Genomic DNA, 16,716 nt, shown 5'->3' on the forward strand with positions numbered 1-16,716 from the left:
ATAAGACCGGCTCATTTTAAATTGAGCCGGTCTTTTACGTTCAAACTTTATTAATTTTGAATGTTTCGAGCATTTCTTCTCTAGGGATGTCCTTTTTCCCGTGTACAATTGATTGTCGAATCTCTTCAATCGAATATGAACCACCACTGATTCCATATTGTTCTGGTAAATTGAGCAACAGGATGTCATCCTCCACTCGTTCTACTGACGAAATGGTCTCTTCCGTTTTAAACGATACAACTACACCTTTGTTGAAGTAATCGGCTAATTCGTTAGAAATCTCATAGTCGCCTTTCATCAATTTCTCGACGACAGAAAGGCGTTCATTTTCAAAATCATAGTCGTTATCTTTTTCGCACCACAAGTTCCCTTCGAACAATTTCTTGGCATTCGCTAAGAATAAGTGGGCAAAGAACATCCGATAGTACTGTTGCGAGAATGTAGTCTCCGTCTCTCCAACACCTAATTCGTAGTCAAAGAGGGATTTCGTCCGGACGACTTGATTTCGTGCTTTATCTAATACGTTATTCAAGTTTCTACCAATCTTCACTTCAATCGGGTAGAAATGCATTTTCAATTTACCTTCCGTCTCTTGAATACCAATTAAGAGTAAATCGTCTGAGTAGCTTCCCGATTTCCCTAGCGCCTTAACGGTAAACGGTGAGCTCGCGTGATTTAGACCAATTGCTTTTGCAACACGTAAGATTTCCTCTAGCGAAATCGGAACCCACGTGATGTCGTCGGTTGTGAACATAGCCAACGAATATTTCACAGCCGCCAACAAACTGAATTTTTCTCGACTCTTATGGATGTTTCGAGCTGTCTCATTGCTGAGCCCTTGTTGGATCATAGAGAGCAGCCATTCACCGTTGATGACGTTGAACGTTTGAATAATCTCTTTGATACTCTCATCTGTATTCAAATCAGGTTTTTCATGGTTCAAATAATCTTTAATGACCGCTTGATATTGCGCTGTTTTTTTCGTAACAGTAATCGCATCATACCGGTAAGAAGAAGATTGATCGTTATAGTGAATGATAATCAATTCATTATCGGGATTTCCTTGCTTAGATGAAAAATATCCAAGGTCAACAGTCGGTTCAATTAACGTGACCCAATGAGAACTTTCATAGATATTCTGCAACTTGTAGCCATCTCTAGCATCAGTAATACTAGCCAGTGCCGTGACACCATGTGCGAATGAACTACTACCGTTGTCTTTCATATGAACGTTCAATTCATTAAACGACTTAGCACAGCGCAAGAGTAAATCATTGTCTTCAATTTCATAACCGCGAAGTCCAAAGCCCATACTAAATTGCCCGTCTTTGATGGTCGGTGCGAGCGTCGAATACAAACCACTCATCGCATTACCGCTCTTAATGTACTCCATTTTATCGGTAATGACTTGCTCCTCACCACTCATTTTATAGAAACTAATGTGAGCATAATCAAAATCATTAAATTGCTCATTTTGAATATGATAGTGATTGATGAACGATTGAATCTTCTCTGCCACTTCTTGTGGAGAAAGAATAAAGTTTTTTGGAATGAGCGTGTATAAATACTCAAACTGTTCCCAATCCTCTTCCATAAAATCTTTAGCTGCAAATTGATCGAATGCACTTCTGTATCGACCGGAATCGCAATAAAGTTTTACTTCAACAGGAATCACTTCATCTTTATTCTTTTCGTAGCTGTCTTTCAGTTGACGGAAAATCCATTCAACAACACCTTTTAATACCATCTCATCATTTCGAATTTCAATCACATTTAAATATAAAGGCGCTCTAACGACTTGATTTGTCTGATAAAACAGCGAGGTGAAGTGGTCTACAAATTGATTTAATTTTTCTTTGACCACTTCTGATAGGAAGCGGTCAGCCTCAGCTACAACAACTTCTTCCTTTACTCGATAAATCATCCACTCTGGTAAATTCGACTGAGCTTCTGCTTTATATGCTTTACCTTCAAACCATAGGTATGGAGCCAGTGCATCTGCGCGTAAACGTTTAAGCACACTTTCTGATACTTCTTCATCTCCAAGTTGCGTATTCAACTCTAATTGAAACGCGACGTTAACCGGATGGAATGGAGTGAAATAGACGATTTCTTCTTTTTTATTAAACAACACGCCTAATTTTAAAATCGAGTGTCCGACTTCAAATAACCGATCGGCCTCTTGAATCGATTCAATCGCTTTTACATAAGCTTGCACATAATTCAAAGCGACTCGCTTATATTCATCATCCCAATATGCTAACATCGGGACAGTCTTTTTGATTTTAAAGTGATTTAGGAATAGGTTGTACGCTTCTCTCAGCTCATAGAAAGCACCAAACTCTAGATTGACAGGACTGATGACACCGGAAGACAATACAGCTGTTTGCATACTTTGATCAAGCCATTCCATTTCATACTCTAAAAAATCTTTATATTCATTCTGTGGATAGTAAATTTGGTTCTTTAAAATTAATTTCCCATCTGTACCGTGGACAATCGAAGAACGCTTCTCACGTTTCTCTTTGTACAATCTAATATTTGCGATTGGATGCGGTTTAGAGGCATCAACACTAAGCTTGATATTAATTGGAGTTGATTCTCCAACGCTTAACTGCAAAAATTGATCTTCTTCAAACAAATCTTGATCAAAATGATACGTGACGTTCGGTTCATCATCTACTTTTACTAGCGCTTGCTCTTGAGAGACAGGGGTTTGTGAACCGTCCCCTAATCGTAGCTCGCCTTCTTTATTCCCTAAAATCAAATATTCGATATCGTTCCCTTTCATCCGCTTCACTTCATAAGTTCCAGCGTAGTCTTTAAAGACCTCGCTCGAGAATGGGAACACCATAATATTTAACTCTGAATAGAGTGTGTTTTCATTTTTCACTTTGTATTTCACCGTACACTGTGTGGCGCCCTGCGTTTGAGTAGATGTAAGCGTCATATATAAATTATTTGTTTTCACACTTGGCGTCACTTCAAGTAAAGGATTGCAATATTCAATTTTGATTTGTGATTCTTCTAAACTCTTGCGCACACCCTTTCCTTCAATCACATACTTAGCTCGCAATTTGATTTCTTGCTCGTGAGACGGATTGAAGATGGCGACATAGCGCGTACGCTTTCCAGTCTTAGTCGTTTTGTGTGGTCGATCCCAAACGACTACCGACGAATGTTCATTGACGACTGTAATTTCATCAATTTCAAACACTTTATTGTTCTTTTCAGCTTTAAGCTTGATGACTTCTTGTAAGGTGAGTTCGTTCCAATGGTCATGCTTCAGTTTATTGACACCTTGTTCATTGAATTTTTTAGGTAATTGCGTCTCAACTGTTTCGTTAAAATGACTGTCTTGAACAAATTCAAATAAATCTCTGTTTTCACGCAGTCTTTCTCGTATTTCTTTTTTGGAAGATGTCTGCACAAATGATTCGAGTTCTTGGTCATGGAAGAATCGTAGCGTTAGAAAATCAGACTTTGAAAGTTCTGATTTTTGCATGAGGGATAAGATTTCTTCAAAATCAAAGAACGAGACACCTTTGAACGAACTGAACTCTTCTTCAATTTCTTTCAAATGAAAATCAATTACTTCAACCAACGCGCCTTTACGTTCGGCCATCTGTTTTAATTCACTCTTCAGTTCTTCTAGAATTTTTTGTGGGTTCAAAGGCATTCCTTCTTTTTGAAGGTTGGCGCCGCCACCATCAATACTGTCGAGCTGTCCATGATAAATCACAAGAAGTGAGCGGTTCACGCCTTCCCCTTCTTGTTCACTGACCAAGTTGCGAAGCTTAACAAAGAAATCAGGTTGAATTCCCTCGATTTGAGTCGCAATAATCAACTCGCTTGTCCCGTAATCAATTGCAATTGTGCGGTATTCAGTAACACCGTTCAGCTCGTACTCAAACATTTTAACTCGTTCGCTTGCTTCTTGTTCAAGATAGTCTTTCAAATATTTAACATGACTTTCTTCTTCTAGCTGCAAGTAATATTTATCTCCAGGTTGCGGAGTGTTTACTAAAAAATGACCGTTTATTTTCTTCGTGACGTACTCATAAAATTGGTTTGACATACTGCGCCTCCCCACTATCGCTCTTCTTATCAATGACGTTTATTTTTTCTAATAATTGTAAAAGTGCTGTTGATGATTCGGTATCAAAATTGATGCCTCTTTGACTCAAACGCTCCAGCAGCTCTACAAATGTGATTCGATCATCTTTACAACTGACGGCACACATCAGGATCAATATTTCTTGGTTCAACGATAATACGTACCCTAAACGTCCTCGACGTTTCGTAAAGTGTGACTTTGCAATATTCTTTACGTGATCGCCATAACGTGACTGTGCCTCTTTAGGAGTCGTAATTTTCATCGTGTTAAATAATTGTTTAACCGCTTCGTTGAATGTCTCACTTCTCTTCACTTGATTTTCTAAACCCGCATATGTGAGAATCCGTTCACTTTGCAAATCAATATCACTTAAAAATTGAATTTGGTCAGTCTCTTCTAAAGATTCAAAATACTTATAAACCTCATCGTAAGTCATGATTTTAGACTTATCTTGCTCTAATGATGGGTTATGAGAATTACAGCTTAACTGTGCCATCGTCAATTCATGTACAAATATATTCTCACTAGCACTATTTAATAAGCCCATACCAGAGTTCATTGTCTTACGTCTTGAGGTAACAGTCGTTTCGTGATGAATGGTATAAAACAACTTAGACGGCTGATGCCAATTAGAAGTTTCAAAATTATTAATCTTAATTGTCGTCTGGGAAACAACATAGTGTAAGTAGTACTTAAGTAAATGGTTGATTTCTTTCAAAAAATATTGAGGATGCTGTGCCAAATAGATCAAATCTTCGCCCAATAATTTTATTGGTAACGAAGAATATAAAGCATGCTCCACGGAATACTTTTTCTCAGTAAGGTTAGGCAGTAAATTCACAATCACTTTGTCTAACAATGTCTCGTTCTGCTCAGACTTAAAAATCTGTCTAATCTTTTCAATTTGTTCATCATCCAAAGCATGGTGCGTCAAGTCTGCTAAAAAAGTACCCAATTTTTTCTTAGTAGCAGGGTTCCCTTGAATGTACATAAACATACTCGGATGAGTAACATTCAATCCACCATCTCTTTGAAGAAGCAAATCACTGAAAAAGGTATGAATTTCATCTTCGTGTTCAGGTAAACTCTCGACTCGATCGAGCACCCCTTCTAAAAGGTGATCTGTATTGAATGATTTGGCTGATAAATCTTGATTGAGAAGTCTTCTAGAGAAAGCCCCGACTTCCTTTTCCCAATCTAAGAGGGCATTTTTAATCGAATCACTCTTCCCTGTAGTAAAAGGAAGAACTTGATAAAAATTCGAGGTTTGACGTTTTGCTATTTTTTTTCGATCTTTATCTAGCACAATCACTTGTTTCTCATCAAATATTTTTTCTGGTAATAATCTCATCATTTTACACCTACTTTCAGAACTTACAATTTACTGAACACAATTTTTTCTTCACTACTAAATGGATCTGCTTCTTGTTTTAAAACAAATGTTTCTCCCGTCTGAATTATATAAATCAACACTTCTTCATTGTTTGAATTATATGTGCGGATGGCATTTGCAAATTCGCTGAATCGAATCGCATCATCAAAATCAATTTTGGAAGGTTGATAACCTTGATCAATTTTCGTAATCAAATTGAACATTTTATAATCGATTTCAAGTTTGATTCTTTGTTTATTCTCACCTACAGCGAACTGAATAAATAATGAGTTGCGGAACTGAACGACTTGTTCTTCATTCTTCGCCACCATGCTGATTGGGTCTAATGTGAAGCTGACCGGTTTTGCGATGCGATAACGCTTTGAAACTTTTGCACTTGTATCAAATAGATATTTCTTTTGGTCTTTTTTGAAACCAAACCATAACATGAGCGCATTTTCGAATTTCTCATAAAGTGACTTGAGCTCATATCTTTGTCCCGTGTAATAGGCGTACAGATATTTTGAAAATGTCTCAATAGTTGTTTGAGAAATGTTCATCTCTCGAGGGTTAGATAGATAAAGTAACCGCAGCAGCGATTGCGTATGCTCGGTGATGAGCTCTCGATCCAATAAATCAAGTTGATACGTTTGTCTAGTCGACTCATCGAACCTAGAAACGAACCCACTTACGTCAGCTTCAAGATTAATTTGAAGAATGATTTGATCAATTTCTTCAGAACGATAAGCAATTGGATCCTCGTTTCTTAACATGACAGAAATCGGGGAATCATTTTGACTCGTAAAGATCTTTTGATGAAGACCATGAATGAGTAACGTTTCAAGCACAATTTTCTGTTTACTTATGTTTGACCAATTTCCTGGAACCATCACTTCATAAATTAAATTGAAAAATTGACGCATCGATAAAACCGCTTTTTCCTTTAAGAGAGAACGGGCGATTAGATTCACAAGGTTGCGTCGTGCATTCAAGTTGTTCATGAGTAAAAAGTTGCGATGGACGATGGAGTCAATACCTTGCCTCACATCCTCTTCATATGCCAAATAAAATGGATTGTCATCGTTCTGATCGAACATCTTCGATAATATTTGCATTAAGAAGTTCGACTCCACTCCACCCTTCGTGAGCTCATACATTGGATAGTCCGAAAAACTAACCATTGAAAAACACTCATGCTCTAAGGCTTGAGAAATTTCATTCTCAAAGATTCCTGATTGCTCGACGTATGCTATTAACTCGCTAAATGTATAGTCATTGTCCAATGAATTTACGTAGTCATACAAAAACTTATGTAATACACCTAGGTTTATAGCCAAAACAAACTCATCTGAGCCTTCCGTCAATCGTTGGTCCGAAAATGGAATGAGCTTCTCAAATAAGGTTTCCATCGCTGTCTTATGAGGAGAAAGACTTTCAGTTGCATCATTCCAAATTTTATTTTTATATCGGTTCATCAATTCAGGCTCAGCAGACTGTAGATGTGATAAGATGTGTGACTTTCCATCGCCTACACTACCAATTAAGAGCGTTAATCGCTTTTGCTCAGGTTGCTGTAAAAGCTGAACTAATTTTTTCTCGATTGGTCGTTCAACGTGTAGATATTTCTTTAGAGAGCTTAATGGAAGTTCGGCACTTTCAACAGCCTCTTTTGATGACTCGTTTAATCTTGATAAAAGGCTGTAAAGATAACTCTCATTGCGACTCTCAATATGAGGAACAAACTCGTACAATCTATTTGTTTCTTCTTCGATTGTCACTACGGGTGATTCTTCCACTTTGTTATTGACCTCTAGCGCCCGAAGCTTAGCCTTGAGCTGTTCTTCTACGATTTTCAGAATATCGTCATGACTCACCCCATCGTTCTTGGGAGTAGGAGGCTTAGGTGGCGCATACTTAGGAACTGCAGGTGGATTTTCGTAACTTAAGACGTATGAATCGACAATATTATATAGACTTGACCAAATTTTCGGTAGAATTTCATGTGCTTCTTTCGTGAATAATTCATGAGCTGCATTGTTTCCATTCTTACGTACATAATGAAGATCGGTCGCAATCGTGCGGTCAATAATTTCTTCGGTTAAAAGAATTCGAATATTGTCATTCAAATTATATGTATTCTGGAGACCACAAACTTCTAACCATCCATTTACGATGGCTTCAATCATTTTCCGTGAATTCAATAAGGCGCTCTCAGGGTCAGTATAGTACTTATCTTGAACTATTTGCCCTAACTCTTCCGCCTTTGAATTAATGGGTTTTAGAAATGAGAAAAAGTATTCCATGTCATTCATTCCTTTCGATCGACCTTAACAACTTTTTTATTAACTATATTCTTTATTATATCTATAATAAGAGTATATGGTAGGTTTTACCTACTCCTATATATGATAAAGGAGCTATAATATGGATTCAACAATTCAATTTCCTTCTTTACCTTCATGGTTCACACCTCGAGACTATCAACTTGAAGCCATTTCAGAATGGAGAGCCAATAATTATCAGGGTCTATTAGAGATGGCCACCGGCACCGGAAAAACTCTTACGGCGCTCACTGCTATCACAAAACGATTTGAGGAAAGCGGTCGTTTAGCTGTGATTATTTTATGTCCTTATCAGCACTTGGTCGATCAATGGGCTAAAGATGCTAAAACCTTTAGGATGGATCCAATCCTTTGTTACGGTTCAAAATCTCAATGGAGCGCTACTCTTTCAGGAAAAATCACGCAATATAATTTCAAAATCAAAAATTTCATGTGTGTCATCACCACCAACAGTACATTCAAAAATGCACATTTCCAGGCTCAACTTAATCGAATTGCAGATGCAGGCATGCTTGTCGCCGACGAGGCTCACAATTTAGGAACGAAGCAATCGTTGCAGTCGCTTCCTGTACAATTTAAAAATCGATTAGCATTGAGCGCTACTCCAATTCGGCATCACGATGAAATCGGAACCGAGCAGTTGTTAAATTATTTTGGTGGATCAATATATAAGTTTACTTTGGAAGAAGCCATTAAAAAAGGCTTTTTGACGAAGTATTATTACTACCCTCATTTAGTGTCACTTACTGAAGAAGAACTTGAGATTTATCATGAGCTTACAAATAAAATTTCGAAATTGATTAACCTGTCTGATGATAAATCAATCGAATCGTCAGGGAATGATACAGGAATGTTAGAGATGCTGTTAATTAAGCGGGCCCGTTTAATTAATGCAGCGCAAGAGAAAGATATATTGTTGAAGCAGCAACTTAGCACTCAAGATAATTTGACTCATACCATCGTGTATTGTGGTGATCATTCTAAGGAAGACCAACGACACGTCGATCACATTGCTCAATTCTTAAACGATGATTTGAAAATAACAGCCAAAACCTTCACTTCGACTGAAACAAAAGAACTTCGCCAGACGTTGCTAAGAGATTTCTCAGAGAATAACATTCAGGCGCTCGTTGCCATCCGTTGTTTAGATGAGGGTGTAGACGTTCCTTCGGCTGAGACCGCTTACATTTTAGCCAGTACAACCAACCCAAAAGAGTTCATTCAACGCCGCGGACGTATTTTAAGAAAGCACCCAGGAAAAGAGTATGCTTATATTCACGATTACATCGTGATTCCTCGTCCCTTGTCTGAAATCGACTTGCTCACGGATAAAGAATTTAACATTGAAAGACGACTATTGATGAATGAATTGAAACGAGTGAATGAATTTGCATCAATCTCAGAAAACCATTATCAAGCACTTCGTGTTTTAAACCCAATAAAAGAGGCATTTAATCTTGTCGACCTATAATGAATTATGAGGTGAATACAATGAATCCGAATCAATCAACCAACGAAAAAGATGTATATGCATTATTGAGTGAGCTATCAGAAACTGAACAACAGATTCTGCAAAATATTATTCGTTTAGAGAAGGACTACTTAGACAAAGAAGGATCATTTACTGCTGCACAGCTCCCTGATGAATTCTCTAGACTAATCAAAAAGGAGTACATCTAACATGATTCTTAAGCAAATCGTCATTGAAAATTTCCGCCAATACTATGGGCAGAGCGAAGTTGAATTTGCACATGGATCCAGTAAAAACGTTACTGTCATTCATGGAGAAAATGGTAGTGGTAAAACCGCTCTATTAACTGCTTTAATTTGGGGATTTTATGGTCGAGAACTTAAATTACCGAACCCTGAGTCCATTTTCAACAACAAAGCCATTCAAGAAAGTACAATTAATCGTAACGATTTAAGCACATCAGTTCAAATCAAATTCGAACATAATGAATACGAATATGAACTGTGCAGGGTATTATATGCAAAATTTGATGACGAAAAAAATGTACTGAATTTACCTAAAAATAAAACAATCAATCAAAAAGTCGAACTGACAAAACGAAACGTAGATACGAATCAATCAACAAAAATTAAAGATATCTCATATGAAATCAATCGAATCTTGCCATATAAACTGCATACATTCTTTTTCTTCGATGGTGAACGCATGGATCACCTAGGGAAAAAAGAAGCTTACACGGAAATTCGAGATTCAATTAAACGGATGATGGGGTTAGAATTATTTGATAACTCAATCGAGCATCTAAGCAAAACCATTATTAAATTGCGTGACGAAGTTTCTAAAAATGTTAAAAGTGAACTGAGTGAGAAATATGTACGTATTAACCAACTCGAGGATGACAAAGGTAAAAAGAAACATCGCCTCGCTGAAACAAAACAAGAACTAACTGCCGCTCAAAATGAATTGAAAAGTATCGAAAATGCACTTCGTAACGGTGAAGAGACAAGAACGTTTCAAGTCACTCGAGATCATCTTGTCGAATCCATCATTGAAACGAAAAACGCTTTTGATGACAAATTAAAAGAGTTAAGAAGTTTATTGTCTCGTTCAGGCCACTTAGCTTTTTCGACTTTGCCATTGAAAAGATTTCAACGAATTGCTCATTCTGACAGTCGAGACACGATTGAAAAATTAATTCATCCCGAATTAATTCCAACTCTACTTTCAAGTGGTAAATGTCTTTGTGGGCACGAACTTGAAACAGCTACAATCTCGACATTAGAAAAAGTTCAGCAAGAAGTATTAGACGTATCAAGTTCAAAAAATGAAATGGACCACCTCTATTTCCAGTTAAGCGGTTGGGAAGTTGCGAGAACGCATTTCTATGCTGAAATTAGACGTCTCGTTGGAGAACGTGAGGAATTAAGAGAGACACTTAGAGGCTTGGAAGAAGAGTTACGTGAAATCGAAGAGCGAATGAAGGCGAGTTCACGCAATATCGAAAACTCTACTAATTTAATTGAAAGAGAATCTTCAGTTCGTACTGCCATTGTAAAAGCAGAGGCTAATATCGAAGACTTACTTCGCTCAATTGAAGAAATTTCAAAGGAAGAAGAACAACTGAATAAAGAAGTGAGTAAATTGACCAAGGCAGAAGAGCGACAGCTTAAACTCCAACTTGCGCTAGACTCTGCGACAAAAGTAAAAAACACTTTGGTTGGTCTTCTGAAGTTAAGAGAATCTCAGGTTAAATCGGAGTTAGAAGAGAAAATTAAACTGACCTATTCACAATTGTTAAGAAAAGATTATCCGATATCGTTAACGGAAAATTATGAACTCCTTGTTTCTGATGTAAACGGCGGAAGTATTGGATTATCACAGGGTGAATCGCAAATCACGAGCTTAGCTTTCATCGGAGCCATTGTCGATTTGACACGTGAATACAAAGACAAAGAAAAGGGTCATGCTTTAGATGAAGAGCTAAAGCTCGGAAACATTTTCCCGCTTGTCATGGATTCTCCTTTTGGGGCTCTTGATGCAGATCACCGCTCTCGTGTGGCGACAAATCTTCCTAAATTATCGGATCAAGTTGTCGTAATCGTGTCCACATCGCAGTGGCGTGGTGAGGTGGATGAAGCAATCAATCATCGTATTGGAAAATCATATAAATTACTCAACCATACGAATGATGAATCAGGTGAATATACGGAAATTGCGGAGGTAATGTAATGGCAAAACGTTCTTTACGCCGTGACGGCACACAAGATCATATGTACATGACGTTAAAAGAAGATGCACAATTATTTGATACTTACAAAGATATATTTATGGCAGCATTATTATTTGGTTATAGCAACGAGCGAAGAAAGAAAATCAAAGCCGGTTCAGAAATACCTCTATCTGTTTTCTCAGAGCAAGATTTGCAACTAATTAAACTAATTATGCATCTAGAAAATGCATTTGAAAATTTCTCAGTAGATCACGATTCAGAAGATGATGAGGAAGCACCTCTTGAAAACTTCGATATTATTGAAGAATATGCTGCTGGCGGATTGGACGCTTTATATCATGAGTTAGAAGTTTTTCTAACCGATTCGGAATCAGCTCAAAATGCTTACTTAGATTTAATGTTAAAGTATGAACAAAAAGAATTTAATACGGAAGATTTAATCAACGAACTCCCATTCAATTAACTCAAACTGCCTACAAACTCGAAATGAGTTTGTAGGCAGTTTTTTACTCCTCGATAACTTCCTCCAAAAACAATCCTTTCTCAAATCCACCCTTCCGCTCGCGCTTCTCAGCACGAATCGCATTCATCTCTTCAAACGAAGCCCCATGCATCTTTCCTAACTCATACGCGAGTTCAAGGATATCTGCCAGCTCTTCAAGGCACTCCTCATCAATATTCGCATCTTCATACTCTTTTAATTCTTCATATAGCTTGAGTCGTGCTTGTTCGAAATGTTCGGCTTGATTCAAGTGCTTGACGATGACCTGCTTCCCCTCTGCTTGAATCAGTTCAGGCACCCGGTCTCGAACCAACTTGTTATGCTTTACCATAGTTGCCTCCTACTCCACAATCTCAAACGCCTTCACATACACGACATGGTCGAGGAAAATGATCCACTCATCCTCGAACTGAACGAACCCGTCCGTCGCATGACGGAACGACTGATAAATCGATTCGAGCGCCGCATAACGACTCTCCGCTTCCACCACTTGCGTCAACACCTCATCGTTAATCATATGGAACTCAATTTCGAACTGTTTCATTGTTTCCACTCCCTTTCACTCGATTCAACACTCTCATAACTCTTTTCCCCATTCCGTCCCAGACTCCTCTCGAAACCAAGACGAAAATTTTCTCGGCTATCAACAGGAAATTTTTTCCTATAAACTATGATAAATAGTCATAAAATTACGTGTTCTTACATATTTAATAATGACTATTTCATTCCACCAAGAGAGGAAGCTTCCAATGGCCTATGATTTTGAATGCAAACATCTAACGAAACGGTTTGATAACGGCGACATCGCGACGCTCGCGCTTGATGATGTGAACCTTCACTTCGCCCACGGTGACTTCATCTCGATTATCGGTCCATCCGGTTCAGGAAAATCGACGCTACTCAGCTTGATTGGTACGCTCGATCGTCCGACCGATGGCACGCTCTTGTTCAACGGCGAACCGATCTCGACCTTGTCCGCAAAACAGCTCGCCGACTTCCGCTTCGACAACATCGGTTTCATCTTCCAACAGTTCCACTTGATCCCGACATTGACGGCACTCGAGAACGTCATGGCACCGCTGTTCGGACGGAAAGTCGATTATGACGGGGAGGAACGGGCGCTCGAACTGTTGAAAGAAGTCGGACTGAGCGATAAGGCGAACTCGCTGCCGTCGCAACTGTCCGGTGGCCAGCAACAACGCGTCGCCGTCGCCCGGGCCCTCATCCACCGTCCGAAGTGGCTGCTCGCGGATGAGCCGACCGGGAACCTCGACACGCATACAGGTGATATCATCTTCGACCTGTTGACGCGTCTGAATCGGGACAACGGCTGTGGCGTCTTGTTTGTCACGCACGACCCGGAGCTCGCCGACCGGGCGAACCGAAAAATCGAGATGCGCGACGGGCAGGTCGTCGCCATGAGCGACGTCCATCATGCTTAAGTTTATCTGGAACTCATGGTGGCGGAATAAGGAACGCTTCATCCTACTCATGGTCGGGATGCTCATCGTCAGTACCGGGCTCAGCTATTTGCTTGGGGTGACCCAGGCGAACAACGGCACGGTCGTCAACGAATTGCAAAAACGATGGGACTCGTCGTACCATATCGTCGTCCGTCCAGAAGGCAGCCGCAGCGTGACCGAGGACTTGAACTTGCTCGAGCCGAACTATATGAGCGGGCTCGAGGGCGGGATTACGCGCGAACAGTACGAGACGATTCAACAGATTGCCGACATCGATGTCGCGGCACCAATCGCCATGATCGGATCGACCTATTCAAGCTCGTTCACTCAAACGCATACGTTTGATAAAGCGGGTCTTTATCGCCTCAAGATGAACACACTCATCGATACGGGCATTGAAAAAATCAATGACTTCCAAAACTTGAAAGCCTACTTTTGGGTCGGCTGGATGCCGAACGGCGATTCGACCCACATCGGCATCGGTCCGACCGCCCTGTATGAAGAATTCCCACTCGATTACGGAAGCGATGTCATGCTCGCTGGGATTGACCCGGTCGCCGAAGCGAAACTCGTCGGCTTAGACGATGCCGTACAAGCAACAGAGTTCAGTCGTTATTTCAATGATGAGGATGTCCCAGAGCCTTACGATGAGGACATCACGACGATTCCGATTTTGATGAGTACAAAAGACTATGTCGATGCCTCGATCAACTACACGATTGAAGAAGTGGATGTCGATACGACTGATCAAGAGGCATTCATCAAAACGTATCTCGAGAAAGGGAAAGATGAATACCTCGATAGCTTGAAAGGGACAAAAGTCGCCTCATACGACTTTACGGCTCAACAAATGCACGACAATATCACAAAACACATTTTAGAAGGGAAACCTCAGCCACAAGATCCTCGCCTCACCATGGAATATACGTGGATTGCGGAGAAGGCGTCGCCACTCGTCTATGAAGGCGTGACGAGCCCGTTCCCGAAACGTTGGCCATACTCGTATCAAATCAAGCCGTTCCTCGCTGAGGGTCAAGTGGCTTACGGCCAAGAAAGTATGTATCGAAAGGCAAATAGATACGCGGAAGACCTCAACGATGCACCGAAAGTGAAATATAACTACATCGGATTATTCGACCCATCGAAACTGAAGCTGTCAAAAGATCCGCTGACGGAACTCCCGATGGAGACGTATTTCCCGGCGAGCGCCGATTGGGTCATGAACTCGAAAGACGAACCGGTCAACCCACCGACGACGGTCAAGCCGACGAACAACCCGTACAGCTTCCTCACGAAACCACCTTCGATGTTGACGACGCTCGATGCCGCGTTCGCCATCGCCGGTGACAAAGCCATCTCGGCGATTCGCGTCAACGTGAAAGGCGTCGATGTCTTAAACGAAGAGAGTGAAGCGAAACTGCAAGCGGTCGCCAAAGAGATTGAAGACAAGACCGGCCTCATCACGGACGTCACGCTCGGCTCGTCTCCACAATATGCCGTCACGTATCTCCCAGGACTCAAAGGCGAAAGCGCCCTCGGCTGGATTCAACAGCCGTGGATTAAACTCGGTTCGTCGATCACCATCTTCCAAGAAGCAAAACTCGGCTTTTCCGGCGTCGTCGCAAGTGTCATTCTCGTCGCGATGCTATACGTGTTCAGCTCGAACATCATCATGCTGTATGCGCGAAAGAAAGAGTTCGCCATTCTGTTATCGCTTGGTTGGAGACCGAGCCAACTGTCGAAACTCTTGTTCCTAGAGGCGACGATTCTCGGTTCGATGGTCGCCCTCATCTCGTGGATGATTCTCGGGACGTTCCTGTGGACGGCAGCCGGCTCGACATCGATTGCCCGCATCGTCTTGATCGGCTTGCCCGGTCTGTTGATTTATTGGCTCGGGACGCTCATCCCGATTCGACTCGTCCGACGCATCAAACCGTATGAAACGATGCAGTCTGGCGAAGTGTCGAAAGGACGCCGCCTGCTCCGCTCCCGCTCGAGCGTCGGCATGAGTTTGAACCAGCTCGTGACGTATTGGCCGCGGACGACGTTGTCGATTCTCGCCATCGCCTTACCGACGAGTCTATTCGGCTTCTTCCTGTTCGTCACATTCCGCCTCCAAGGCGTCTTGTATACGACATGGATCGGCGAGTTCGTCGCCCTTGAAGTCGGGACGATGCATTACGTCGCCATGGGTGTCGCCTTGCTCATCGCCATGCTGACGACGACCGAGATCATGTGGCAAAACGTTTCGGAGCGCAAGCCACAGCTCGCCGTCTTGAAATCGCTCGGCTGGCAGAACACGTCCATTCGTCGCCTCGTCTTGACGGAAGGCGCGTTGACCGGTTTCTTCGCCGGGCTGCTCGGCGTGACGGTCACCATCATCATCGTCACCATCATGTATCAGAAGTTCCCGACGTCCGAGTTACCGTTCCTGTTCGCGACCATCTTCATCCCGGTCGTGACCGGTGTGATGCGGACACGTCGTCAACCAGAAAAAAGTAGAAAAACGGTTCCGTCTCGTGCTCGGCACGACCGCGACCGCTCTCGTCGTCGGTATCATCAGCTTGTTCGTCTTCACGTCTCCAGAAGTCAAACCGGTCAAGGATGAGGCGAAGTCGACACCACCCCCAACCGCACAGACAACGGGTGCGAAACAGGCTGATTTAAAGGCTGATAAACCGAAAGAAACCAAAGCTACCACACCAAAAGAAGATAATCTTCAAAAAATCATGAACCTCGGTACGTTCCAAACGTTTATCGGGGATCCACTAATGAAGAAACGTGAATTCCAAGTCGGGGAACCGGTCTACGCCTCACCGGATGGGACCGAACCGGAAGCTGGAAAACGATTCGTCAATCTGCCCCTCTCTCTCTTTCATGAGGATGATGGATATGGCGGCACTATGGACTATCGACCGAACGGGTTCCGCATGTACACGCCAGACGGGAAAAAATATAGTCCAATCGATATGGTCAACCACAATAAAAAAGCGTTCAAAAACGGTTTTCGTTATTTCGCAGGCGAAAAATCCGAAATCGATTTGGTCTTCCTCGTTCCAGAGAAAGAGAAAACGCTCGTCTTGTATGCTTCAAGTGGCGCCATGCCGAAAGTGTATACCGTTAAAATTGATGTGCCTTAACCTGAATCACTTCGTTAAATCTAAGCACAAAAAAGGAAGATTGAACCGACTCGCATCGGGACAATCTTCCTTTTCTTTC

The 16,716-nt window shown here is 41.4% G+C and carries 12 protein-coding genes; 7 read left to right on the plus strand and 5 right to left on the minus strand.

Features of this window, described 5'->3' with window-relative positions; all coding sequences use genetic code 11:
- Positions 1–40: 40 nt before the first annotated feature.
- The 3 genes from dptH to dptF are packed head-to-tail and all read right to left on the minus strand — an operon-like array spanning position 41 to position 7,792.
- Positions 41–4,078 (minus strand): DNA phosphorothioation-dependent restriction protein DptH, encoded by a 4,038-nt coding sequence (gene dptH / locus KNP71_RS13685; RefSeq protein ID WP_214798993.1) that lies wholly within the window; start codon positions 4,076–4,078, stop codon positions 41–43.
- A complete protein-coding gene (gene dptG, locus KNP71_RS13690; protein ID WP_214830905.1) occupies positions 4,059–5,468 on the minus strand; it encodes a DNA phosphorothioation-dependent restriction protein DptG in 1,410 nt (469 codons plus the stop codon). Before dptG ends, dptH begins: the two co-directional genes overlap by 20 nt.
- 23 nt (positions 5,469–5,491) lie before the next feature.
- Positions 5,492–7,792 carry a DNA phosphorothioation-dependent restriction protein DptF gene (gene dptF, locus KNP71_RS13695; RefSeq protein WP_214798997.1) on the minus strand — a complete coding sequence of 767 codons (2,301 nt, stop codon included), beginning with the start codon at positions 7,790–7,792 and terminating at the stop codon, positions 5,492–5,494.
- A 121-nt stretch (positions 7,793–7,913) separates the two neighbouring features.
- On the opposite strand from dptF, the gene KNP71_RS13700 reads away from it, so the two are divergent.
- Genes KNP71_RS13700 through KNP71_RS13715 form a run of 4 tightly spaced genes read left to right on the plus strand, consistent with a single transcriptional unit; the run spans position 7,914 to position 11,995 of the window.
- Complete coding sequence (locus tag KNP71_RS13700) at positions 7,914–9,302, plus strand: DNA phosphorothioation system restriction enzyme (protein ID WP_214798999.1); 1,389 nt, start codon at positions 7,914–7,916, stop codon at positions 9,300–9,302.
- 20 nt (positions 9,303–9,322) lie between these two features.
- Positions 9,323–9,511: a hypothetical protein gene (locus KNP71_RS13705; RefSeq protein WP_058763140.1), complete on the plus strand. Its 189-nt coding sequence runs from the start codon at positions 9,323–9,325 to the stop codon at positions 9,509–9,511.
- 1 nt (position 9,512) lies between these two features.
- Positions 9,513–11,531, plus strand: coding sequence for an AAA family ATPase (locus KNP71_RS13710; protein WP_214799001.1), 2,019 nt, complete (start codon positions 9,513–9,515; stop codon positions 11,529–11,531).
- Positions 11,531–11,995, plus strand: coding sequence for a hypothetical protein (locus tag KNP71_RS13715; RefSeq protein WP_214799003.1), 465 nt, complete (start codon positions 11,531–11,533; stop codon positions 11,993–11,995). The genes KNP71_RS13710 and KNP71_RS13715 overlap by 1 nt, the downstream gene beginning before the upstream one ends.
- Positions 11,996–12,038: 43 nt before the next feature.
- Here the strand turns inward: KNP71_RS13715 and KNP71_RS13720 are convergent, their stop codons facing one another.
- Together KNP71_RS13720 and KNP71_RS13725 are read right to left on the minus strand one after the other, a co-directional pair.
- A complete protein-coding gene (locus KNP71_RS13720; protein WP_058763135.1) occupies positions 12,039–12,365 on the minus strand; it encodes a nucleoside triphosphate pyrophosphohydrolase in 327 nt (108 codons plus the stop codon).
- Positions 12,366–12,374: 9 nt separating this feature from the next.
- Positions 12,375–12,578: a hypothetical protein gene (locus KNP71_RS13725; protein ID WP_021066795.1), complete on the minus strand. Its 204-nt coding sequence runs from the start codon at positions 12,576–12,578 to the stop codon at positions 12,375–12,377.
- Positions 12,579–12,783: 205 nt separating this feature from the next.
- Between KNP71_RS13725 and KNP71_RS13730 the strand changes: the two genes are divergently transcribed.
- Genes KNP71_RS13730 through KNP71_RS13740 form a run of 3 tightly spaced genes read left to right on the plus strand, consistent with a single transcriptional unit; the run spans position 12,784 to position 16,637 of the window.
- Positions 12,784–13,476: an ABC transporter ATP-binding protein gene (locus KNP71_RS13730; protein ID WP_214830906.1), complete on the plus strand. Its 693-nt coding sequence runs from the start codon at positions 12,784–12,786 to the stop codon at positions 13,474–13,476.
- Entirely contained in the window at positions 13,469–16,105 is a 2,637-nt protein-coding gene (locus KNP71_RS13735) for an ABC transporter permease (protein WP_214830908.1), read from the plus strand. Before KNP71_RS13730 ends, KNP71_RS13735 begins: the two co-directional genes overlap by 8 nt.
- Positions 16,017–16,637: a hypothetical protein gene (locus KNP71_RS13740; protein ID WP_214830909.1), complete on the plus strand. Its 621-nt coding sequence runs from the start codon at positions 16,017–16,019 to the stop codon at positions 16,635–16,637. The genes KNP71_RS13735 and KNP71_RS13740 overlap by 89 nt, the downstream gene beginning before the upstream one ends.
- Positions 16,638–16,716 lie beyond the last annotated feature (79 nt).

The sequence above is a fragment of the Exiguobacterium sp. s56 genome, from assembly GCF_018618255.1.
GTDB classification, from domain to species: domain Bacteria; phylum Bacillota; class Bacilli; order Exiguobacteriales; family Exiguobacteriaceae; genus Exiguobacterium; species Exiguobacterium chiriqhucha.